Genomic DNA, 23,387 nt, shown 5'->3' on the forward strand with positions numbered 1-23,387 from the left:
GCTCTTATTCGTATTATTGCGCATACACTTCCTTATTCACGGTATGCGGCATTTGTTTTCCCTCAAAAATTGCTACGATGTTTTCCGCTGCAAGCTTCGCCATTGCACTTCTTGTTTCCACTGTGGCTGAGCCTTGATGCGGCAGTACGCATACGGTTGGCATGGTCAATAAAACATTGTTTTTCGACATCGGCTCCGGATTGGTTACGTCCAAGCCCGCACCCCAGATGCTTCCGTTTTGCAAGGCTTCGGTTAAGTCTTGTTCGTTGTGCATCGCGCCTCTCGCCGTGTTGATGAAAATAGACGTGGGCTTCATTTTTGCAAAAGCATCTTTATTAAAAATGCCTCTTGTTTCAGCCGATAAATTTGCGTGAACAGATAGTATATCACTTTGCTGTAGGAGTTCGTCAAAGCTCACGAAACGCGCTCCCGGCAAGCGTTCTGCCTCTTCGTTGCGTTTACGGTTGTGATAAATAATGCTCATATTGTACGCGCCTTTTGCTTTTTTAGCCAGCTCAATTCCTATTCTTCCAAGCCCGAAAATGCCGAGTACCTTATTATTTAGTTCAATGCCGAGATTTGCCGTCGGCTGATAAAAATTCCACTTGCCCTGCTTGATATAATCGTACATATAAAACGCTTTGCGCGATACGGCAAGCATTAACAGAAACGCTGTGTCTGCGGTAGCTCCGCTTAAAACATCGGGTGTATGCCCAACAGGAATTTTATATTTTGTAGCAGCATTAATATCTACATTGTCATAGCCGACGGACAGTAACGATACGGCTTTTAAATGCTGACACTTGCTGAAAAATTCCTCGTCCAGTTTTACATGACCTGCAATAAGCAGCGCATCAAAATCCTGACAAATTTTAATCAATTCTTCTTTTAGTAAATCGTGGCTTTCGGAATGCTGCACTACTTCACAGCCTGCGTTTTTCAATATTGCTATTCCGGCGTCGGGAATGATTCTTGTTGTATAAACTTTCATTATTTTATTTGTTTCATATAAATCAAAGTTCGGTTATAGTTTAATAAATGTGTTTGCGAAAATTATCTTTTAAGATAAAAATAATTGCCACTAATGCGCAAATGATTCTTATATCGTATTAGTGGCTAAAATTTAAAACCTTACCTTCAAACCCGCGCCCCACTTGTATCTTGAATCCCAGCCTGCGGAAATCGACAATGGTTTTGCAAGTATGTATTGAAAGTCGAGATGATATTCTTTATCGGTATTCGCATTCCAGTTAAGCATCACGCGCGGCAACAACCACTCGTCGCCTTCAAGTTGAAAACGTACACGCCCTTTGGTATTAATTCTTAATTCCGATTCAATGAAAAACGGCAACGTGTATCGCACACCAATTACAGGTGCATTGGTGTTTTGATAAAATGTTTGATGATTGTTGAAAATGTTGTAATACTTTTCCCGCGTAACACTCATGCCTACAAACGGACGAAACCAATCGCCGATATATCTTTCGTAACTCAACTCGCCGTCGTATTCGCCGTGGTAGTTGGCACTGCCTTCCAAACGAATTGCGTTGTTACGATTGATATAGTTTAAATTTAATTCTGACATCTGTGATTTTACTTCTGCGTTGCCCCAGAAAAACCATCTTTCGTCTTCATGAAGAACCTTTTTATAAGAATAATTTTTTAAAGAAGAATCTCTTGAAAAGCCCGCGTAGTGTACGATTCGCGCCATGCCGCTCATCATGTGATACAAAATATGGCAGTGCATAAACCAATCGCCGGGCGCTTCGTTTGCGGCAAATTCTATCACAACAGTCCGCATCGGTGGCACATCCACCGTATGTTTCAAAGGCGAATAATCGCCATTGTCATTTACCACGCGGAAGAAGTGCCCGTGTAAATGAATCGGATGATTCATCATCGTGTTGTTGATGAAAGTGATGCGCACGTTCTCGCCGCTTTTGATTAAAATAGAATCTTGCTCCGACAAAGTTTTGTTGTTGAACGACCACACATAACGATACATATTTCCCGTGAGGTTCAATACAATATTTCTGTCAATATTTCCGTGCAAAGCCGTTGGATGCAAGGCTTTCAGCATATTGTAATTGAACACAATGTAATCATCCTTTTTCATTTTCATCATCTTCATTCCATTCGCCGGACTGTTATCATGCTTCATACCGCTCACTTTCATTCTCATTCCGTTTGGCATTACCATAGTTGCGGTGTCTTCTTCTTTTTTCATACTTTTCATATCGCTCATTTTCATGCGTGTTCCATCAGGCATTGTCATCATCGCTGTATCGTCGTCGCTCATGTTCATATCTTGCATATTGTCCATCTTCATACCTTTCATTTTCATATTTTTCATGCTGATGCCTTTGTTCATCATCATGGGTACATTCACGTCTTCGAGTTGCATTACGCTGTCCATATTCCACACATCAATTGCAGGATAATTCTTTACAAAATGCTTTTCGCCATTTCCCAGAAATGCAGATGCCGCGCCGCTTTCGTCCATCGGCGTTGCACGAAATTCGTACGAACCATTATCAGGAACTGTGATAATAAAATCATATACTTCGGCAATTCCCATCAATACACGGTTCACTTTTATGGGTTGAATATTGTTGCCGTCGGCAGAAATCATTTGCATTTTTCCGCCCGCAAATTCCACATTAAAATAAGTAGATGAAGAGCCGTTGATAACGCGCAATCTTATTTTTTCGCCCGCTTTGTATTTCGACAAATCGAGTGTTTTCTTTCCGTTGATGTGAAATTCATTGTAATAAACATCACTCACATCCATCGGCGGCATTCTGTTGAAACCTGCTTGCAACCTGCTTTTTACGGCATGATGCCCTATCAGTTTGTCCCAGCTTTGCGCATAACCTTTTTTAATGGCGTACCACTCGTTGCTTTCATCGCCGCGTTTTAAGGTGCGCAAAACTTCCATCGGTTTTTCGTTCGTCCAGTCGGACAAAACCAATGTTTCTTCCGCATCTACATGGTATCTTTTTTGTTTGGGTTGAATTACAATTGCGCCGTACAAGCCGCTTTGCTCCTGCAACATGGTGTGCGAATGATACCAATATGTGCCGGATTGAACGAGTGGAAATTTATACTTCAAAGTTTGATGCGGCATTATCGGAACAGTTGTAAGATAAGGAACGCCGTCCTGATTATTCGGCAATAAAATGCCATGCCAGTGAAGAGATGTTTCCATCATCATGGCATTATGTACATAAATAATTGCCGTATCGCTTTCCGTGAAATGCAGTGTGGGCGCGGGAATTTGTCCGTTTATTGCAATGGCTTTTACTTTTTTACCCGTATAATTTACGACGGTATCTGAAATCGTAAGATGATAAATATCGTAATGAGAACTGTCATTTTGCTGCGCGAAAATGAATAGCGGGCTTGCAATAAATGCAAGTATGAAAAATATTTTTTGCATGGGATAATTGATTAATTTTTGTGTATGCTGTTCGGGATTTATAATCCCGAACGTTTATCTGCGGATTTATAATCCGCAAATAGAGTGCATTATAAATGCACGGATAATGGTTCGCGATTGCAAATAGCGAACAGCAAAAAAATTAATCAAATTAAAAACGACCGGAACAGAATATTTAAGTCAGGGGGACTTGTATCAACGATAGAAATCTGCCGATGATAGACAACCAGAATGGAAGAGAAATTATTTTCGGGAAGTAAAATAAAATGCGAAACTAAAAAGCAATGAACGGCTGAAACCTGTACAGATATTGCGTTTGCAGGCGTTTTGTTTTGTTGGCTAAAGCTTAGCGCGTGATTGGTTTTACATGTATTGTCTTTATCGCAGTGATGATGTTTGCAGCAACTGCAATCTTTCATCATCATTTTGTGATGCGAATGTGTTTGCGCAAAACCACAACTGCAAAGTGCAATCGTGTTGATGAAAAATATCATCAACAAAGCGAAAGCTTTTATTTGTACAGATGTGATTTTGCGTTTCATTATTTTTACAAAAATACCAAGTCTATATTGGAAACAGTTGTATAATTTTATTAAAAATTTTTAAATCTGGTTAATGAAACAAATATTCTTCTTGTTCGTAATATTTTCTTGTTACGCGCTTAAACTCGATGCACAAAAGACTTTCAAGAGTATCGACAAAATTATTTCTTCCAGAGAAAAATTGCAATTAGTGTCCAATCAATTCGCGTTTGCCGAAGGTCCCGCCACAGATAAGAACGGCGACGTTTATTTTACCGATCAACCGAATGATAAAATATGGAAGTACGATACCAAAGGAAAATTGTCTTTGTACATGAATAAAACCGGTCGTGCCAATGGATTATATTTTTCGCCCGACGGAAATCTTATTGCCTGCGCCGATGAACATGATGAACTTTGGAGCATTTCGCGCGACAAAAAAGTTACTGTTCTTCTCTCTTATTTTCAGGGCAAAAAATTAAACGGTCCAAACGATTTGTGGATTGACAAAAACGGTGGCATTTATTTTACCGACCCTTATTATCAACGCAACTATTGGATACGCACGAAGCCTGATTTGCAAAAACAAAATGTCTATTATTTGCCGAAAGGCGCGAAGCAGCCCATCATTGTGGATGATGACATTGAAAAGCCCAACGGAATTGTTGGCACGCCTGACGGAAAAACCTTGTACGTTGCAGATATTCAGGCGAACAAAACGTATCGATACAACATCAATTCCGATGGAACTTTATCCGGCAAAAAGCTTATTATCCATCAAGGTTCGGATGGCATGACGATTGACAATAAAGGCAACCTTTATCTCTGCGGAAAAGGCGTTACCATTTATAATAAGAACGGCGAAAAGTTGGGACACATCAGCGTTCCGGAAAATTGGACAGGAAATATTTGTTTCGGCGGCAAGTATAAAAATATCTTATTCATCACGGCAAGCCACGGCGTTTATATCATCAAAACAAAAGTGAAAGGCGTTGAATAACAACAATGCCGTCATTCCGACGAAAGGAGGAATCTCAATGAGATTTCTCACTATGCTACGTTCCGTTCGAAATGACGACCAGCCTAATTTCATTTATTTTGTTAAACATAATTCTTTCCCGATTTCGTAACAACTTTATTGCCTTCACGCAATACCTTTGCACCCGACATGATTCGCGGAGATAAAAATACTATTCAAATAGCCCTTGCAGGAAACCCCAACAGCGGCAAAACTTCTTTGTTCAACGCACTTACCGGTTTAAATCAAAAAGTGGGCAATTTTCCCGGCGTTACGGTCGATAAAAAAACAGGCAGTTTTTCCGTAGGAAATGACTTGCAGGCAAAGGTTGTCGATTTGCCCGGCACGTATAGTTTGTATCCGCGCCGGGCCGATGAATGGGTCGCGTACAACGTGTTGATGGATGTAGAACGCAAAGAAAATATTGATGTCATTATGCTTGTAATGGACGCAAGTAATTTGAAAAGGAATTTACTTTTCTGTTCGCAGCTCATCGACCTGAAATATCCTGTAATCGTGGCTTTGACGATGAACGACCTTGCGCAGAAAAAAGGAATAAAAATAGATATTGACGAACTTTCGCGCGAACTGAATGTACCTGTTGTTCCCGTAAATCCGCGAACTAACAAAGGCATTAATGAACTGAAAAAAGTAGTTGCGCAAATGGCGGCAACGCCTTATGCTGCACCTGTTTCGGACTTTATAGATATAAAAAACATAGCGCCGAAAGCGATTGAAAATTTGCAAAGCAAGTTGGATGTAAACGACTACCTCGCTATTCATTATCTCGCCAATTATGAGCATCTTTCTTTTCCGCAGGAAACAAAAAACATTATTGCGAAAATAGACGCGGAAGAAAAATTCAGCGCGACCAAAGTGCAGGCAGAAGAAATTTTGCAACGCTACACACGCATCCGTCAAATCATGCAGCAATTTGTGGTTGAACCCGACCCTTTGCAAAAGAAAATTTTTACCGACAAACTCGACGATATTTTATTGCACCGCGTTTGGGGTTATGTGATTTTACTCGGCGTTTTATTCTTTTTATTTCAAAGTATTTTCTGGCTGGCGCAATATCCGATGGACGGAATTGACTGGACTTTCACGCAATTGACAAATTGGTTATCGTCCGTTCTTCCGCAAGCGTGGTGGAGCGATTTAATTTGCAACGGGTTGCTCGCCGGGCTTGGCGGCATCATTGTTTTTGTTCCGCAGATTGCTATTTTATTCGGGCTGATAACATTACTCGAAGACACAGGTTACATGGCGCGTATCAGTTTTCTGATGGACAAATTGATGCGCAAAGTCGGGCTGAACGGAAAGAGCGTAATGCCTATGATTAGTGGGTTTGCGTGCGCTATTCCGGGCATTATGAGTACGCGCAATATTGAAAACAGAAAAGAAAGATTGCTTACAATCATGATAACGCCGCTGATGAGTTGCAGCGCACGTTTGCCTGTTTATACAATTCTCATCGGGCTTGCCGTGCCGAATAAATTTTATCTCGGAATATTTTCTGCACGAGGATTAATTATGATGCTGATGTATTTGCTCGGCGTTGTAATGGCGCTTATTGTAAGCGTGGTGCTGAAGTGGATTGTGAAGATTCAGGAGAAAAGTTTTTTCATTCTTGAACTGCCCATTTACCGTGCGCCACGCTGGAAGAATGTTTTTGTTACAATGATTGAAAAAGCAAAAGTATTTGTACTCGAAGCAGGAAAAGTAATCCTTGTCATCAGCTTGCTGATATGGTTTTTAAGTTCTTATGGACCGTCAAAATCGATGCAGAAAATTGACCATAAATACGAAGTATTAAAATCACAAACGCCCGTATCCAACACAGAAGCCATCGCGCAACTCAACAGAAATTTCGGTACGGAAAAACTGGAAAATTCATACGCAGGACATCTTGGAAAATTCATAGAACCGGTTATTAAACCTTTAGGTTATGATTGGAAAATAGGTATTGCACTCATTACTTCGTTTGCTGCGCGCGAAGTGTTTGTTGGCACAATGGCCACTTTGTACAGCGTGGATGAAGACAATACATCTACGTTGCAACAAAAAATGAAAAGCGCCAAACGCGACGACGGAACGCCTGTTTATACATTGCCCACAGCTATTTCATTAATCATTTTTTATGTGCTGGCAATGCAATGTATGAGCACACTCGCGGTGGTTAAACGAGAAACCAAGAGCTGGAAATGGCCTATTGTTCAATTCATCTACATGACAGGGCTGGCTTATGTTTGCAGCTTTTTGGTGTTTCATATTATGTCGTGATGATTGCCACCGATGCACGAATGTTTTTTGCTGTTGTGTTTTTAATGACCAAATAATAACATTTTCGCCGTTGTTGTCTCTTATGACCAACAACGAAATTTGTTTGTTGGAGAAAACTTCAACAGAGGCACAAAATTTTTGAAATTAATTTACCTTGCAAGCAGTTTAATTTTAAGACGCGCTACGACATGATTATAAGAGAAAAACCAAGCTGGTTCAGAATGCTTTTTGTGTGGAGAGGCTCTGTGTTGCCAAAATTGCTTCCTCGTTTATTGGGACTTTTTGTATTTACTTCGGTCGTTGTTTATTTCAGAAACGATTTGGATAGATACCATGGCGAATTATCTACTAATATTTACACACTTTTCGGCATAGCGCTCGCCATATTTTTAGGATTTAGAAATACCGTGAGCTACGACCGTTTTTGGGAAGGACGAAAATTGTGGGGCGCATTGCTCAACGATACACGTTCGCTTGCGCAACAGGTACACAATTTTATTCCGAACGATGAAATTCATACCAAAGAAAAAATAGCATTCATCAGGCAGATGGCGGCAATGACTTATGCGCTCAATCATCAGCTGCGCAATACTGAGGCGATGCCGGATATGTATAAAATGCTTCCGTCTGAGCTGGCAGAAAAGCTGGAGGGCGCCGAGTACAAACCTGTTATTCTTATGCGGGAATTGGGAACACAAATCAACCAATGGCGCGAGCGCGGGACTATTGACACTATTTTGCAAGCGGCGATGGATAGCAACCTTGGCAAATTTTCCGATATAATTGGCGGCTGTGAACGCATTGCGAGCACGCCGATTCCTTTTTCCTACGAAGTACTGCTACACAGAACGGTTTATATTTATTGCTTTTTGCTGCCGCTTGGTTTTGCCAATAGTCTGGGATGGTATGCGCCGTTTATTATTACATTTATTGCATACACCTTTACGGCGCTGGAAGCAATTGCCGATGAATTGGAAGACCCGTTTGGCAATATGCAAAACGATTTGGCTTTAGATGCCATGTCTGCCAACATTGAACGAAGCATTGCCGAGATTGAAGATGTGCATATCGAAAATAAAAAGAACACGGATTCTTTCTTTATTACATAAAAATTAATTGGAAGATTCGGCGGCTCTGAAATCAATCACGCGCAATTGCAAAGTTTTATTTCCCTGAAATTCGTTGATGTCGATTTTATATACCACATCAATTTTTTTGTGCGTGAGCAGAATATCAAATTTATCTGCGAGATTAAAACCGATTCCCGTAAACTGATGATTGCCTTGCTTCAATACAAAGCGGATATGTTTTTCTTTCACAATCCTTGAAAGTCCCGTGTTATCGACGTTTCGGGAAACAAAAACGGGCATCATATTTTCCGGACCAAAAGGTTCCATTTGCTGGACAATGTTGTAAAATGATGGTGTGATGTCTGCAAATTTTATTTCAGTATCGATGTTTATTTCGGGAATTAAGAGTTCGGGCGTAATGGTTTGTGCAACAACTTCTTCAAATTTTTCTTTGAATGCATCTACGTTTTCAGGCAAAAGCGTCATTCCCGCAGCTGCGAAGTGTCCGCCGTAGCCGAGCAAGTATTCACGGCACGCATGAACCGCTTCGTACAAGTTAAAGCCCGGCACACTACGTGCGCTGCCGCCGACAATATTTTCGTTTTGCGTAAGCACAATGGTTGGGCGATAATATGTTTCAATTAACCGCGAAGCCACAATGCCTACAACGCCTTTGTGCCAATGATGTTGAAACAATACAGTCGTTTTTTTCGTAGCAACGTTTTCGTCTTGCTGCAACAGTTCCAATGCTTCTTCCGTGATAGACGCGTCGGCTTCCCTGCGGTCGGAATTATCGGTATGCAGGACCTCTGCAAATTCTTTTGCTTTCTCAATATCCTTCTCGACAAATAATTGTACGGCTTTTTTAGCATCGTCCATTCTGCCGGCAGCGTTGATGCGCGGCGCAATCATAAATACCAAATCCACAATCTTGATGTCGCCTTTTTTTGCCTGCGCCAAATCGAGCAAAGCCTTGATGCCTGTGGATGGGTTGTCATTTACTTTCTTTAATCCGTAAAACGCTAAAACTCTGTTTTCATCAGTAATCGGAACAATGTCCGCAGCAATCGCTGTTGCTACCAAATCTAAATATTGAAAATAAGACTCATCAGGTAAATTTAATTTTTCCGCCAGCGCCTGCATAAGCTTGAAACCCACGCCGCAGCCGCATAATTCTTTGTACGGATAATTGCAATCTTTTTGTTTGGGATTCAAGATGGCAACAGCATCAGGAATTTTTGCATCGGGTAAATGATGGTCGCACACGACAAAATCGATATCCAAAGTTTTTGAATAATCAATCAGTTCAACGGCTTTAATGCCGCAATCGAGCGACACGACCAACGTAAAATTATTTTCTTTCGCAAAGTCAATTCCTATTTTGGAAATTCCGTAGCCTTCTTTGTAACGATGCGGAATATAGTAATCTACATTCGGATAAATGCTTTTCAAAAAGCTGTACATACTCGCCACGGAAGTTGTTCCGTCCACGTCGTAATCGCCATAGACCAATATTTTTTCATTCGCCTGAAATGCTTGTGTAATGCGGTTTACAGCCTTATCCATGTCTTTCATCAGCCAAGGGCTGTGCAGCATAGACAATTCGGGACGAAAAAAATGTTTGGCTTTCTCAAATGTTTTATACCCGCGCTGCACGAGTATCCTGCACAGTGCAGGATTGATTTTCAACACCGCGTGCAAAGCGCGTTCATGCACTTCGTCTATGGGCAATATGTTCCAGCGTTTATCCATTGATTGATTTAAGTGAGGAAGATACGGAAAGTTGGGGAAATTTGTATATTTGGAAGTTGAGAGTGTTTCCTCGAATTTTAGAAGAACACTATATTTAAAAGACATTTTATTATTGAAATGAGTGTACTAAGCCAATACATAACTTTTCTAAAAGAATACAAAAGATTACTTGAAAGAGGCATAAAAGACGTATTAAGTACCAATGTATCGAGTAACTTCATTTGGAATAATGAAATTGACAGCTTCATTAAGGCAGGTATTTGTGAAGCTACATTAACAGACATTTTCACGTCTAATTTCAAGAAACAGCCTTTAATTTTTTCATTAGAAAAACCTTTTAAACCCAACATAAATATTCCAAACAAATTTGTAGGAATTATTGAATTTGACGAAGCTAAAAATAAGTTTGAAAGCATAAGTGATGATGAAGAAGAACTTCAATACTTTCAAAATGCAACAGAAGGGAAAGTTGAAATAGAAAAATTAGGAAATTTCAAAAAAAACAAAGAAGCTTATTCAAAGTTATACAGAGCATATAACGATATAAAAAATGATTCAAATTTAGAGATTGTTTTAAGCGTTGGATTTGTTCAATACTCGAAACTCAACAATAATGGAAACTTATCAAAAACCAACCAACATCTATTTCATTTTCCTTTATCGTTAGATATTGATTCAAACAATGTCGTGAAAATTTCATTTTCAGACATCGAGAATCCTTACGCAGACTTTTTCTTTCTCAATAATACTCCTATCGAGAAAGAAGTATTATCAAATATTATAGATAGGTTTGAAGAACGAATTACAGAATTAGGCTATGAATATATTTTTGAGAATGATTTTAAGGAGTTAATATCAAAATCCATTCAAAAAATTTCCAGCAATTCCGAATTTGAAAATTCAATTTACAGACCGGAAAGCGACCATTTCAAAGAAGATTATTTTAAAATTTCGTTTTCTCCGGCAATAAATATCAAACAAAGAAAGCCTCGTTTTTTTGAAAAATTAACGGACTCAATCATTAAGTATAGCGAAGAAAATGATGTTGAGGCACCATTATTTAATCTGTTGGTTAGAAATCCCGAATCATTGGGAAACAATTCTTATACTAAATCAAACTATTTTAAAGACGAACTTTTTGAAACTCATAAAGCCAAAGTCAAAAATCTAAATGGAGAGGAAGATTTTTCTGTATTTTTTCCACTTCCATTCAACAAAGAGCAAAAACAGATTTATGAAAACTATTTGGAAAACAGATTGACAGTTGTAACCGGACCGCCGGGAACAGGAAAGTCGCATACAATTGTAAACATTCTTTGCTCTTTATTAGCACAAAGCAAAAGAGTTCTTGTTACCGCTCAAACGGACAAAGCTTTGGAATCATTATTAGACAAGATTCCGCAAACTTTTGATGATTTGATTTTTACAAAAATTCAATTGGAAACAGATCAAAATCGTTTTTCTTTAGAAAAAAGCATTGGAAATATTTCCAAAATCCTGATAGATAGTTTTTATCTGAACGTTGAAGATAAAATTGATGAGTTAGACAACTTAAAAGGGGAATATATAAAACTTAAATCCGAAATTATTCAGGCACTTGAAAAAGAATATACCCAACTTAGAATCAATGATTCCTTTAGAGATCTGAGAGCTTATCAAATAATTGAAAAATTTGAATCAAAAGATTCCAAAGAATGGAATTGGATCCAAGATTTTCTGAATTCTGACAATTTAAAAGAGTTTGATTCCTTACAAAAAGAAATATTCAGATTCAAAGAATTACAAAATATTAATATTAAATATAGCGGGACGAGTGATCTTGATTTTGCTGATATATTAAAAAGACTGAGAGATTTCAACTTTTCTGATTTTATTGATACTTCCAAAAAATTAGAAGCATTATATAGTTCTTACAATATTGCAGATATCCAAAAAGAAAAAATATTAAAAATAAATCTTGACGAAATTATTGAATTTGGGAAGAAGTATTCAGCCGCAGATATAGTGACAACAAATATTACTGCGATAGATAAATTATTAAATATTCAGATTAATAGAAAATATGCAAATGACGATTTGATTTCAAACAAGTCTTTTACGGATATAATCGAAAACGGAGCAAGATACCTTTCGGATATTGAAACTTACATTTCTTTCATTAACGATACCAAAGCCAGTTTTTTCAATAGATTAAAGTCGGGTTTTAAACAGGTTGCTTACTTGGAAAACATAACTGTCAATGGTAAACGATGTATTACTATAAATGATTTCGCCCAACTAAAAGAGTTAATTGAAAGTTTACAGATTATTCACACAAACCTTTTATTTTTAAAAAAACTTGGATTTGACTATTATACAGATGATAAAGCATACTTATCGGAAAAGGTAGAGGTGCTTGGCAAAACCATCAATCATGCAATCCGAAACAGATACATACTCAATGAAATAAACCACAACAAAAATTTTGTTGCTTTCTCGGAATTCTGCAATATTGACTTGTATGATATAACGGGGATTACAAATTCGGCAATAAAATTTAAAGAAGATTTTGAGAAATTGAAAGTTTATAGAGAAGCATTTGAAAATCGGATAAAAGAATTACACCAAATAAGCACCATACTTGAACAATCTAAAATAAGGGATGAGATAATAGATTTTATCCCTGTCAATAGGATTGTTGATAAGATTGAATTTGATAAGCTTATAAATAAAATTGCCGTTATAGAAAGGCAAATAGCTGATGAACAAGAACTTTATTCGCTGAGAAAAGGATTAAAAGCGAACTTTCCTAATACTTTTGATTCACTTAAAAGCGTTCCAAATCATTATATTTCAAAAGAGAATTTTGAATATGCGTTTGCAAATGAGTTCATAAAACAAAATGAATTTATGGACTTACAAAAATGCAAAGAAGAGTTGTCATCTATCAACCAAAAAATATTTCAAGTTAAGTGCGATATTTTGTTTGACTTAGCAAAATCAAATTTCAAAAATAAGTTTACTGAAGAGGAAATAGATTTATTTATAAACTTGCTAAATAGCTATAAATTTGATTACGCACAAAGTCTGAAAAAAGGCATTAAGGATAATGCTAAATTTCATTTTTCAGTTAGGAAAAAAGGAGCAGAAATCAGCAAGAAGCTTTCTTGTTGGGTAATGAAGTTCAACGACGTGCTTAATTCTTTAGAACACGAACCTGAAATTTTTGATTGTATTATTGTCGATGAGGCAAGCCAATTAAATTTTAATAGTGTTTTATTAAGTTACTACTCTGAGAATATGATTATTGTTGGAGATAATAAACAAACTTCACCAGATGCAAGTATGGTTGAATCAAATGCATTCAATCATATTAAACAGAAATTTTTAGAAACCTTTTTAAAAGAAGATATTATACAAATTAGACCTGACACAAGTTTATTTGATTTAACAAAAATGGTTGCTGGTAGGTCTGATTTAATTTTAAAAGAACATTTTAGATGTGTTCCCGAAATCATTGAATTTTCAAAAAGAGAATTTTATGACAATTCGCTAAGACCCCTTAAACAGATTAATTCAAATAGATTAAATCCAAAAGAAACTTTTTTTGTAAAGGATGCTTTTACCGAAGATAAGATTGTTTACAAAGAGATTCAAGAAATTAAAAAGTTTTTACAAAGAATACTGAAAGATGACCAATACGCTAATAAATCAATTGGTGTAGTTAGTTTGGGGACTGTAAATCATACAGAAAAACTTAAAGATATAAAAGAAGATTTAGCAAATGAATTTGGAAAAGAAAAAATAGATAAACATAAACTAATTATTGAGGATTCTCCTAAATTTCAAGGAGATGAAAGAGATGTAATGGTAGTTTCGTTTGGGGTTGCATTAGATTTTCAAAAATTAAAAGAAAACCAAAATGCAAAACCAAGAGCGATTATAAGTAGTCAAGACGAATTTAAGAAAATCAATGTTGCTTTAAGTAGAGCAAAAGAACAAATGATTTTATTTCATTCTGTCAAATCTGAACACCTACAATCGAACGATTTTCGAAATAGAATTCTTACTTTCTTTAACGATGAAGTAAAACCTATTCAACCATTACAAATTGACGATTATAATATTGAAAGATTCAGGCATAATGTTCCTGAGCCGTTCGATAGTTGGTTCGAGTATGATATAACAAAATCACTTATCGAAAACGGATATAGCTATATTCAACCTCAATATAGTGTAAAAGAATCTGAACTTTTTTATAATCATAAAATCGGAAAACAAGTTTACATAAATTTCAAAATAGATTTGGTAGTTCACAATAACGGAAAAATGATTGCAATTGAGTGTGACGGAGATCCATTCCACTCACTTCCCGAAGATGTAGCTTATGATATAGAAAGGCAAGAATTCTTGGAACGTGTTGGCTGGAAAGTATATCGTGTGCTTTATTCTGCATTTAAGAGAAGTCCGCAAGAAGAAATTGAGAAAATTATCGACTTTATCGAAAATAATACTAAGAAAGATTATAATAATCAATTAGTCCTGAATAAAATAGTTTCAGATGTAACTACGGAAACATTGAACCATATTCATTCTACTGATGCAGGGAATACAATTTTAAGAGTGGATAATGATATGGCATCTATTAAGAATGATGAACTAAATACAAATGATTCATTGGTTTCACAAAGTAATTACATGGAATTGTTAAGTTTAAACGAGGGCAGGAGCGTCTCTAATAATATTTCAATATCTGAAGCAAGCACAAAAGGAAATGTTATTATTCGATATTTTAATTTATTCGAAAATAATACATATAAACTCCAAGAAAATTCTACGTCAAATTGTTTATTCTCGATAGCAATATTAGAAAAATATAAAAACGGTTTTTTACTTCAATGTTATGATGATGGTCATATAAATAAAGTCTATGTGAGAACTTTACTTGAAAAACGATTAGAAAAAATTTATTTGAACGGCAAAAATCCTGAAGCTAAAATTATTTATATGCGATTGATAGAAGAAGATACCGTAATCGGACTAAAAATCAGAAAGGGTAATGATATAGTGTTTAAAGCCCACAAAACTGAAAAAATAAGTAGCCGAGAATTACTGCATTTACAGGGGTATAAAGTCATGTATCAAGAGTTTGATAGTGTTGAATATAAAATCCTCGATAAGAGAATACATGAAAATATAAAAAGATTGATTTTCGAAAGTTTTACTGCAAGTGGAAAATCTGTATTTAATAACTATTATGAAAATGAATGGAGTATAATTAAGCAATTCATTCCTAATCTAAATGAATGAAAATGTACTTCAGAATGCCCTGTGGAACATCCCGAAGAGCGAAGCAAAAGGCACGCGTTGCACAAAATCACAGCTCTCCTTTTTTAAACAAATTATTTTCACTTGCATTATTTTTCAGCAGTCTGAAATGCGACCGCATGGCTGAATAAAATGGATAGCAGCGATATGGCAAATGATATTCTTTTGCATACCTGCGGATAATTTTCGTAATCTTCGGGTAATAAGTGTGTGCCACGCCCGGAAACAAATGGTGCGCCACATGATGCGTAAATCCGCCGAACAGCAGATTAGCAAAATTGCTATCCGCGCTGAAATCTTTGGTTACTTCCAGCTGGTGCATAAACCAGGTGTTCTTCATGTGTCCACCTTCGTCAGGTTCGGGAAAATGCGCTTCTTCGTCAGCGTGCGTAGAAAGCAGGGCAACTACGCCGAAGCTGCTCGCAACAAGATGCATTACAAGCCACGCCAACAAAATCGTGTACCAATGTTGTTCTTGTAATACTAATGCCGGCACGGCAATCATATAAAAAAGGTTGAACAGCTTAGCTGCAAACAGTTTGTAATATTCAATTTTCGGAATCTCTAAAACACGTTTCAGGTAATTGTCTTTTGTGCCGAAGAAATCTTTGAAATCGCGCACAAATATCCAGTTGAGCGTGTAAAACGGATACAAAAACCACATATAAATATGTTGGTATTTATGCATCGGCAAAAATTTACTGTTGGGAAAAACGCGCACAATGTCGCTTTGTTTTATATCAACATCCCAGTTCGGAATATTCGGATAAGGATGGTGCAACATGAGATGACGCTTGCGCCAAACAAAATTATTGCTGCCAAATAGTTCCAGCACGTAACAGAAAATATGATTCAGCTTTTTGTTTCTGAAAAGCGCACCGTGCGCCGCATCATGGAAAGCATTTACAAAAATCAATATCATGGAAATGCCGCTCAGGACATAAAAAAGAAACAGCAATAAAATATTATTTCCGAAGATTAAAATGCTGCAATAAGATATAAGGAACATTAATAAATAAGCAACCGCTTTTGCAATATTGTGGCGGTAAATGACTTTATCGCCCAGTATATTCTGTTTTACTTCGGCTTGAATTTTTTTATAAATATCATCTTTAGGCGCTTTGATATAAACAGGTTTAACCAATGTTTCCATAGCACAATAATAAATTTATTTGTTCCTTTAATGTTATCAAAAAGGCAATAAGCAGAACTGCTTGTATGTAACTTACCTTAAGGGCTTGCAAAGCTTTTACAAAAGTACGAAAAAGTTAATCAAACGTTTAATTGGGCTTGAGGTATATTTAAAAAATACGGAGCACTTTATTTTTGAGATGGTAAAAATATATTTCGGTGCGGTTTGTTGTTTCAACTATAGGTTTTGGATTGTAAATTTGCACGCACTCTCGACGAAATTTTGAACTCATTCACTTATGAACAACTCATACGATACAGATATTGTGCTGATTGGCGCCGGCATTATGAGCGCGACTTTAGGAATTATGCTAAAAGAATTAATGCCCGGCGTAAGCATTGAAATTTATGAGCGGTTGAATGAGGTTGCCGTGGAAAGTTCGGATGCATGGAACAACGCCGGCACGGGACATTCCGCGCTCTGCGAACTGAACTATACGCCCGAAAGACCCGATGGAACAATCGATGCAAGCAAAGCGGTCGGCATTGTTGACCAGTTTGAAATTTCCAAACAATTTTGGGCATATCTGGTAGAACAAAAATTAATCGAAAACCCATCCCGCTTTATTTCGCCTGTGCCGCATATGAGTTTTGTTTGGGGCGATGATAATGTGAATTATCTGAAAAAACGGTATGAAAAATTGCAGGAATATCCGCTGTTTCAGGGAATGCAGTTTTCGGATAATCACGAGCAATTAAAAGAGTGGATTCCGCTGATTATGCACAACCGAGACGCTTCGCAAAAGGTTGCTGCTACAAAAATGAACATTGGCACAGACGTGGATTTTGGTGCGCTTACACGCGCTATTCTGGATAATTTAAAGAACAGAGACGGTGTGCATTTGCACACTTCGCACGAAGTGCGCAATCTGAAAAAACAAAAAGACGGTTCGTGGAAACTGAAGATAAAAAATCTTGAAACAGAAGAAGTTAAATGCGTAACTACAAAATTCGTTTTCATAGGCGCCGGCGGCGGAAGTTTATCATTATTGGAAAAATCGCACATTCCCGAAGGGAAAGGTTATGGCGGCTTTCCGGTAAGCGGACAATGGCTGCGTTGTACCAACCCCGAAGTAATTGCACAGCACGCTGCAAAAGTGTATGGAAAACCCGCAGTAGGTGCACCGCCGATGAGCGACCCGCATTTGGATACCCGCATGATTAACGGCAAACGCGCTTTGTTGTTCGGTCCGTTTGCAGGATTTTCTACCAAATTTTTAAAGAACGGTTCTTTCTGGGATTTGCCTTTATCCATCAAATGGTCAAACATTTTGCCGATGCTGAAAGTAGGCTTGACAAACTTTCAATTGGTTAAATATTTAATCCAGCAAATCAAACAAACACAAAGCGACAGAGTAAATGCGCTGCGCAAATTTGTAACCGATGCAAAACCTGAAGACTGGGAACTCGAAGTTGCCGGGCAGCGTGTGCAGGTAATTAAAAACGACCCGAAGAAAGGCGGCATTTTACAATTCGGAACAGAATTGGTAGCGGCAGCAGACGGTAGTATTGCCGCGCTGTTGGGTGCATCGCCGGGCGCTTCCACTTCGGTGTCGATTATGTTGAATGTGATTGAACGTTGTTTTAAATCACAGTTCAATTCCGGCGAATGGCAACAAAAAATAAAACAAATGATTCCGACATTCGGCGAATCGGCAATGCAAAATCCTGCATTGTATTTACAAGCCCGTGAGCATACAGCCGAGGTGCTGAAGCTGGTACTGTAAGCTTCTAATGAGTTCAATAAAATGTTAATCGTTTTTCCGCATTCGGAAAATAATTTTATGTTTACTATCGAATGCTGAAGAAATATATTTACATCACGTGTTGTCTGTTGGTTTGTACGCTTTCGTTAAAGGCTCAAATAAAAATTACGGGAAAGATTTATACCAATGACAGCACGCTGCAACCTGCGAAAAATGTGGAAGTAAGCACTTCCGCCGCCAATGCAACCTATTCCGACGAATTGGGCAATTATTCTATTTTAATTAGTCAGTCTGACACCTTAAAATTTTCTCAAGACGGGGTATTAATTGCCTCATATCCGTTTCTTTTTATTCCGTCTTTTACGCATTTTGATATTTATCTTAACGTTGCGAAAATGATGAATATGGGACACGATTTGGGAACGGTAAATGTTCATGCGCACAATTATTCACAGGATTCGCTTGATACGAGGAGGAAATACGGCGATATTTTCAACTATAAAAAGCCCAAAATATCCACCGGCAATCATAAGTGGAAAGAGCATACGACTTTTATGGGACAGGATGTGCCTATAAATACATCGGGCAAGCCGGCAACCTTACTGGACGTTGGCTCGCTGGCAGATGCTTTGAATTTTAAGAAGAAAAAACAAATGGAGTTTTATCGTAAATCTGCCGTTGCAAACGAACAATCCAATTATATCCAACATCGCTTTAACAAAACCGTTATTGAAAAATATACTGCTATACATGATGATGATTCGCTGAATACGTTTATCAAAAAGTATTCGCCGTCTTATGAAGAGCTGCAAAAAATGAACGACCTCGATTTGGGTATGTATATCATCAACAAAGCCGATGAATATAGAAAAGAAGAGAAAAAAGAATAACCGGAAATTTTTCTCGCTTAGGCAACCTTTATTATCAATTCCGCATTTATCTGATTGAAAGCAAGTTGAAAAGTTGAATGAACAGAGAATCATACATGGCTGCATTGCGGGCGATAAGAACGCGCAAAAAATAATTTTTGAAAAATATGCAGCTCTGATGATGAGCGTGTGTACGCGTTATATAAAGAATATGCACGACGCTGAAGAACTGATGCTGAGCGGGTTTCTGCAATTTTTTAATCGGCTGGAAAAGTTTGAATACCGCGGCGAAGGCAGCGTGCGCGCGTGGCTGCAAAAGATTATGCTGAATGAATGCCTGATGTTTCTTCGCAAGGAAAACAATTTTCAACTGGCAAAAATGGAAGATGATTTGTTACAAGAAAATACTTCTGCAATCGACAAACTTTCGGCAGACGAAATTTTTAGTTTGATATTGAAATTACCCGTTGGTTACAGAACGGTTTTTAATTTATATGTGATAGAAGGAATGTCGCACAAAGAAATTGCGCGGGAATTAAACATCAGCGAAGGCACATCAAAATCGCAATTGAGTAAGGCGCGTACAATGCTGCAACAGATGATTCTTAAAAACGAAAATTATGGACAAGAAGGATAAAATTATTCAACAAAAAATGCAGTCGCATTCTGTTGAAAATTACAACACGGAAAATGGCTGGGAAAAATTTCAATTGCTTTCGCAGAAGAAAAAAACAAAACTACCTTTTGGCTGGAAATCAATAGCAGCAGCAGTGTTCGCAATTATTCTTGGAACTTTCGGCTGGAAATATTTATTCAATCAGCATAAAGAAATTATTCAACAAACGACAAATATGGTTGCAGTTAATTCTGAAAAAATGAATGTTCAAAATCGGCAGACAACAAAACAGGTTCAGATAAATTCAACAACAACATTTCAAAAAATTAAAACGAGCAATAGCGCTAAAAAACAACATTATGCAAAAGCTGACATAAAAAATAAACAGCCAAGCAATACAACAATTTATGAAGAAGCTGACAGCGTCCGCACAACCGTTTCACAAATTAATAATGAAACTTCAGTTGCATCAAATATGCCGATAATTGATAATAAGCAAGTTGGCATAATTGCGGAAAATTTACAAGCTGCTCCAAAACCAATGCAGGTAATCAGCATCAACGAAATTGAAGGCGCAGCGCAGGTTTTGGAAGACCTGAAAGCGAAGCCACATCAGAGTTTTCTGAAAAAAATAGCATCTGTTCAACAAATCAATAATACAACAGGTTATTCAACTTTTGACAAATTAAAAATCACTTTTTAAATATTTAGTTATGGACAAGAAACTTTTAGTTGTGATGCTTTTTTTAATAAGCATTACAGGAAAAATGTATGCGCAATATTTTGATGAAAAGCCAGCCGTTATTGGCAATCATTATCAGGCAGAAGAAATGACGGACGAATTATTTCCACAACAAGAAGGTTACACTTTGAACTTCGGGAACAAAAACAAACTCTTTATTCCACGACAAATTTATACCGACATCAATCTTTTGAATAATGTCCACTTGATGTTGGACTCTGTTCAAGATGCCTTGCAATCGATGCAAGATTCGTTTCAGGATAATTTCGATTCAAGAAAAATATATTTCAATTTTACAAAAGCAGGTTTAATTGTTAGCGTGAAAAAGAAATCTGCAAATGACGATTGGTATATCGTTCAGGATAATAAAACTACTCGTATAAAGCAATTACAGGATACCATTTTTATTACGAAACATGAAGGCGAAAAGGATAATTTTCGCAGAATTGAATTAATGTTTTGCTTGAACAATATTTCTGAATTTAAAAATATTATTGGTACAAATATTATAGAAAATTTTATTGATACAATAAAACAAAAGCAGCCTGAAAAAGTGTCTAATCAAGCATATTCTAAATCTTTCATTACGGGAGATTATACTTCTGGCGCGAATGGAAGTGTAACAGGAAAAATAAATGTAAAACCCAATGCTCAAAGGATGTTTGTGCTTGGCATTTCGGCAGATATTCAGAATGTAAAAAATTATTTTGTGCCATCGGCTTCTGTGGGAATTCAGTATTTTACCCGGTACAAAAAGTTCAACGGAGAATCTAATAGTTTGGGCATCTATTGGAATCCGTATTTTTTCTTTAGTAAGGATATAAATAACAATACGAAAACTTATAGGAATGATTTTCTATTCTTAAATATGGATGTATTGGATAAAGAAAAAAATGGTCATGGTGTGAATTTATATCTCCCACTCTCTGTTGGATATCTCGTACATCGAAACGGGAATTTTTTGGATAAGCATACATTCGGGGTCAATTTCTTCGGCGTTAAATACGGGAACGCAACCTTAAAGCCGTTCATTTATTTTCATGATTTTTTTAAAGGCGTAACGCCAAGCATTCAATTGAGTATAGGCATCGGAAAATAATAAACTATTGTGCAAAATCTTTTATACATTTGCCACCTTTACCGGAAAAACGGGACGTAGCGCAGCCCGGTAGCGCACACGTCTGGGGGGCGTGGGGTCGCAGGTTCAAATCCTGTCGTCCCGACTTAAAGTCTTTTCAAATTTTATCAAAGCCCGTCGAAATACAGTAACGACGGGCTTTTTCATTTTCTCTCTTGTCATTTTTCTTCAAAAAACAGCATAAAATCCGTGAGTCATCCGTGAGTTTTTCTCAGGCATGATTTTTGGACTCACGAAATTTCCAATAATCGTTTGACTATCAATTAATTGCATCAATTTATTTTGATGTTTTTTGACATTTTTTGGTAGGATGCGAAATGGATTAGAACCTGCGGGGCATGGACAATTGTGGCGAAAGAACGCTCAAATCATTTCAAAAACTATTAAAAAATGTTGTATGGAACAGACACACACATTCTCTGTCGATTTCCTTATAAGGAAGTCCAAGACAGACAAGAGCAAAGCATTTATTTATGCGCGTATTACGCTTGACGGCGAACCGAAAGAAATTTCCATTCAGGAAGAAATCAAAACCAGAGACTGGGATACAAAAGCTGAAATAGTCAAAGGTCGTTCGGTAGAAGCGAAGTCTATCAATGAACACATTGAGCAAGTACGCACCGGCATTAAACAAAAGTACAGGGAGTTAAAACTAGCTAATGAATTATTGACTGCCGATGCTGTTAAGCAGGCTTATTTAGGCAAGCAATTTTCTTTAAAAGGACACAAGCTGAAAGAATTGTTGGATTACTACAAAAAGATTTGGGAGCCGAAATTAGAAAACGGCGGATTCAAAAATTATAAGACAACCATTGATTACGCAAAGCGTTTTCTCGATTTCCATTTCAAAACCACGCAAGATGTTTATTTATCTCAAATAAATATGGCGTTTATGACGGAGTTTGAACACTTTATCCGTAACCATCCGATGAAAGAAGCCGACCCATGCTTGGGTAATGGATTAGGCAAGCATATCCAACGTTTTAAAACTATCATCCGGTGGAGCAAGACAATTCAATGGAGTAAAGACAATCAGATTATTGAATATCCAACCAATATCAAAAAGAACAAACGTAAAAAGCTATCCATTGAACAATTGGTTACTTTGGAAAATCAAGTCATGCTCAACGAAAAATTACAGTTTGTGAAAGACTTGTTTTTGTATTCCTGTTATACCGGGCTTGCTTATGCAGAAGTGATGAAGTTGGATGACAGTCATTTTGAGTGGGATACCAATGAAGTTACCTGGTGCTTGATTTACCGGGATAAGACAGACGGCTTATGCCCTGTTCCGCTTATCAAATCAGCAAACACGATATTGAATAAATACAGAGCATTAAGAAATCCCGAAATAACAAGGGTATTTCCGCGCATCAGCAATAAGCACGTAAACGATTATCTGAAAATCATCCAAGAAATATGCGGTATCCCGTTTGACCTTACATTTCATATTGCACGGCATACGTTTGCAAAAACAGTCGCTTTGAAAAACGGCATTCCGCTTGAAACAGTACAGATGATGCTCGGTCATACCAAAATATCCACTACGCAGATTTATGCAGACGTGGACGAAGAAAAGATTTTGGACGACACTTTTGATTTAGAAGAAAAGTTGGAAAGAAAGCGCGCTCGCGTAATGGAGCATCTGCAACAAGCGCGGGTATGATTTATCTTTTTTTTAAAAATTAATTATACAATTTGTATAATTTTCCATAACTTTGAAACAGCGTATTAT

The 23,387-nt window shown here is 37.2% G+C and carries 15 protein-coding genes and 1 tRNA gene; 11 read left to right on the forward strand and 5 right to left on the reverse strand.

Features of this window, described 5'->3' with window-relative positions; translation table 11 throughout:
* Window positions 1–13 precede the first annotated feature (13 nt).
* From A9P82_RS12845 to A9P82_RS12855, 3 genes are all read right to left on the reverse strand, one after another.
* On the reverse strand, window positions 14–991 hold the full coding sequence (locus tag A9P82_RS12845) for a 2-hydroxyacid dehydrogenase (protein WP_066208443.1): 978 nt from the start codon (window positions 989–991) through the stop codon (window positions 14–16).
* 132 nt (window positions 992–1,123) lie between these two features.
* Entirely contained in the window at window positions 1,124–3,439 is a 2,316-nt protein-coding gene (locus A9P82_RS12850; protein WP_066208445.1) for a multicopper oxidase domain-containing protein, read from the reverse strand.
* A gap of 146 nt (window positions 3,440–3,585) precedes the next feature.
* A complete protein-coding gene (locus A9P82_RS12855; protein ID WP_066208447.1) occupies window positions 3,586–3,981 on the reverse strand; it encodes a hypothetical protein in 396 nt (131 codons plus the stop codon).
* Window positions 3,982–4,054: 73 nt separating this feature from the next.
* On the opposite strand from A9P82_RS12855, the gene A9P82_RS12860 reads away from it, so the two are divergent.
* The 3 genes from A9P82_RS12860 to A9P82_RS12870 all read left to right on the forward strand — a co-directional run bounded on the left by A9P82_RS12860 (window position 4,055) and on the right by A9P82_RS12870 (window position 8,370).
* Window positions 4,055–4,960: an SMP-30/gluconolactonase/LRE family protein gene (locus tag A9P82_RS12860; RefSeq protein WP_066208449.1), complete on the forward strand. Its 906-nt coding sequence runs from the start codon at window positions 4,055–4,057 to the stop codon at window positions 4,958–4,960.
* 138 nt (window positions 4,961–5,098) lie between these two features.
* The gene (gene feoB / locus A9P82_RS12865; RefSeq protein WP_231891160.1) at window positions 5,099–7,261 is read left to right on the forward strand and encodes a ferrous iron transport protein B; all 2,163 of its coding nucleotides are present in this window, start codon (window positions 5,099–5,101) and stop codon (window positions 7,259–7,261) included.
* Between the two features lie 188 nt (window positions 7,262–7,449).
* A complete protein-coding gene (locus A9P82_RS12870) occupies window positions 7,450–8,370 on the forward strand; it encodes a bestrophin family protein (protein ID WP_066208451.1) in 921 nt (306 codons plus the stop codon).
* A 3-nt stretch (window positions 8,371–8,373) separates the two neighbouring features.
* On the opposite strand, the gene recJ is transcribed toward A9P82_RS12870, so the two are convergent.
* Window positions 8,374–10,083, reverse strand: coding sequence for a single-stranded-DNA-specific exonuclease RecJ (recJ, locus tag A9P82_RS12875; protein ID WP_066208453.1), 1,710 nt, complete (start codon window positions 10,081–10,083; stop codon window positions 8,374–8,376).
* Between the two features lie 117 nt (window positions 10,084–10,200).
* Here recJ and A9P82_RS12880 point away from each other — a divergent pair, with 117 nt between their 5' ends.
* A complete protein-coding gene (locus A9P82_RS12880; RefSeq protein WP_066208454.1) occupies window positions 10,201–15,372 on the forward strand; it encodes an AAA domain-containing protein in 5,172 nt (1,723 codons plus the stop codon).
* 67 nt (window positions 15,373–15,439) lie between these two features.
* Here A9P82_RS12880 and A9P82_RS12885 read toward each other — a convergent pair whose 3' ends face one another.
* On the reverse strand, window positions 15,440–16,543 hold the full coding sequence (locus A9P82_RS12885; protein ID WP_066208456.1) for a fatty acid desaturase family protein: 1,104 nt from the start codon (window positions 16,541–16,543) through the stop codon (window positions 15,440–15,442).
* Window positions 16,544–16,820: 277 nt separating this feature from the next.
* Between A9P82_RS12885 and A9P82_RS12890 the strand changes: the two genes are divergently transcribed.
* From A9P82_RS12890 to A9P82_RS12920, 7 genes are all read left to right on the forward strand, one after another.
* Window positions 16,821–18,308 (forward strand): malate:quinone oxidoreductase, encoded by a 1,488-nt coding sequence (locus A9P82_RS12890; protein ID WP_066208457.1) that lies wholly within the window; start codon window positions 16,821–16,823, stop codon window positions 18,306–18,308.
* A 71-nt stretch (window positions 18,309–18,379) separates the two neighbouring features.
* The gene (locus A9P82_RS12895; RefSeq protein ID WP_066208458.1) at window positions 18,380–19,177 is read left to right on the forward strand and encodes a hypothetical protein; all 798 of its coding nucleotides are present in this window, start codon (window positions 18,380–18,382) and stop codon (window positions 19,175–19,177) included.
* A 73-nt stretch (window positions 19,178–19,250) separates the two neighbouring features.
* The gene (locus tag A9P82_RS12900) at window positions 19,251–19,793 is read left to right on the forward strand and encodes an RNA polymerase sigma factor (RefSeq protein WP_066208460.1); all 543 of its coding nucleotides are present in this window, start codon (window positions 19,251–19,253) and stop codon (window positions 19,791–19,793) included.
* Window positions 19,777–20,475, forward strand: a complete 699-nt coding sequence (locus A9P82_RS12905) for a hypothetical protein (protein ID WP_066208462.1) — start codon at window positions 19,777–19,779, stop codon at window positions 20,473–20,475. The genes A9P82_RS12900 and A9P82_RS12905 overlap by 17 nt, the downstream gene beginning before the upstream one ends.
* 10 nt (window positions 20,476–20,485) lie before the next feature.
* Window positions 20,486–21,613, forward strand: a complete 1,128-nt coding sequence (locus A9P82_RS12910) for a hypothetical protein (RefSeq protein ID WP_066208464.1) — start codon at window positions 20,486–20,488, stop codon at window positions 21,611–21,613.
* Window positions 21,614–21,663: 50 nt separating this feature from the next.
* Window positions 21,664–21,737 (forward strand) — tRNA-Pro (locus tag A9P82_RS12915).
* Between the two features lie 312 nt (window positions 21,738–22,049).
* Complete coding sequence (locus A9P82_RS12920) at window positions 22,050–23,318, forward strand: site-specific integrase (RefSeq protein WP_066208466.1); 1,269 nt, start codon at window positions 22,050–22,052, stop codon at window positions 23,316–23,318.
* Window positions 23,319–23,387: the final 69 nt, after the last annotated feature.

Source organism: Arachidicoccus sp. BS20 (genome assembly GCF_001659705.1).
GTDB lineage: Bacteria > Bacteroidota > Bacteroidia > Chitinophagales > Chitinophagaceae > Arachidicoccus.

Bases quoted from the DNA above. Each gene is read 5' to 3' on its own strand.
- A9P82_RS12880 (WP_066208454.1), top strand. From the start codon at position 10,201: ATGAGTGTACTAAGCCAATACATAACTTTTCTAAAAGAATACAAAAGA.
- A9P82_RS12845 (WP_066208443.1), bottom strand. From the start codon at position 991: ATGAAAGTTTATACAACAAGAATCATTCCCGACGCCGGAATAGCAATA.
- recJ (WP_066208453.1), bottom strand. From the start codon at position 10,083: ATGGATAAACGCTGGAACATATTGCCCATAGACGAAGTGCATGAACGC.
- A9P82_RS12850 (WP_066208445.1), bottom strand. From the start codon at position 3,439: ATGCAAAAAATATTTTTCATACTTGCATTTATTGCAAGCCCGCTATTC.
- A9P82_RS12890 (WP_066208457.1), top strand. From the start codon at position 16,821: ATGAACAACTCATACGATACAGATATTGTGCTGATTGGCGCCGGCATT.
- A9P82_RS12910 (WP_066208464.1), top strand. From the start codon at position 20,486: ATGGACAAGAAACTTTTAGTTGTGATGCTTTTTTTAATAAGCATTACA.
- A9P82_RS12905 (WP_066208462.1), top strand. From the start codon at position 19,777: ATGGACAAGAAGGATAAAATTATTCAACAAAAAATGCAGTCGCATTCT.
- A9P82_RS12885 (WP_066208456.1), bottom strand. From the start codon at position 16,543: ATGGAAACATTGGTTAAACCTGTTTATATCAAAGCGCCTAAAGATGAT.
- A9P82_RS12895 (WP_066208458.1), top strand. From the start codon at position 18,380: ATGCTGAAGAAATATATTTACATCACGTGTTGTCTGTTGGTTTGTACG.
- A9P82_RS12860 (WP_066208449.1), top strand. From the start codon at position 4,055: ATGAAACAAATATTCTTCTTGTTCGTAATATTTTCTTGTTACGCGCTT.
- A9P82_RS12920 (WP_066208466.1), top strand. From the start codon at position 22,050: ATGGAACAGACACACACATTCTCTGTCGATTTCCTTATAAGGAAGTCC.
- A9P82_RS12870 (WP_066208451.1), top strand. From the start codon at position 7,450: ATGATTATAAGAGAAAAACCAAGCTGGTTCAGAATGCTTTTTGTGTGG.
- A9P82_RS12855 (WP_066208447.1), bottom strand. From the start codon at position 3,981: ATGAAACGCAAAATCACATCTGTACAAATAAAAGCTTTCGCTTTGTTG.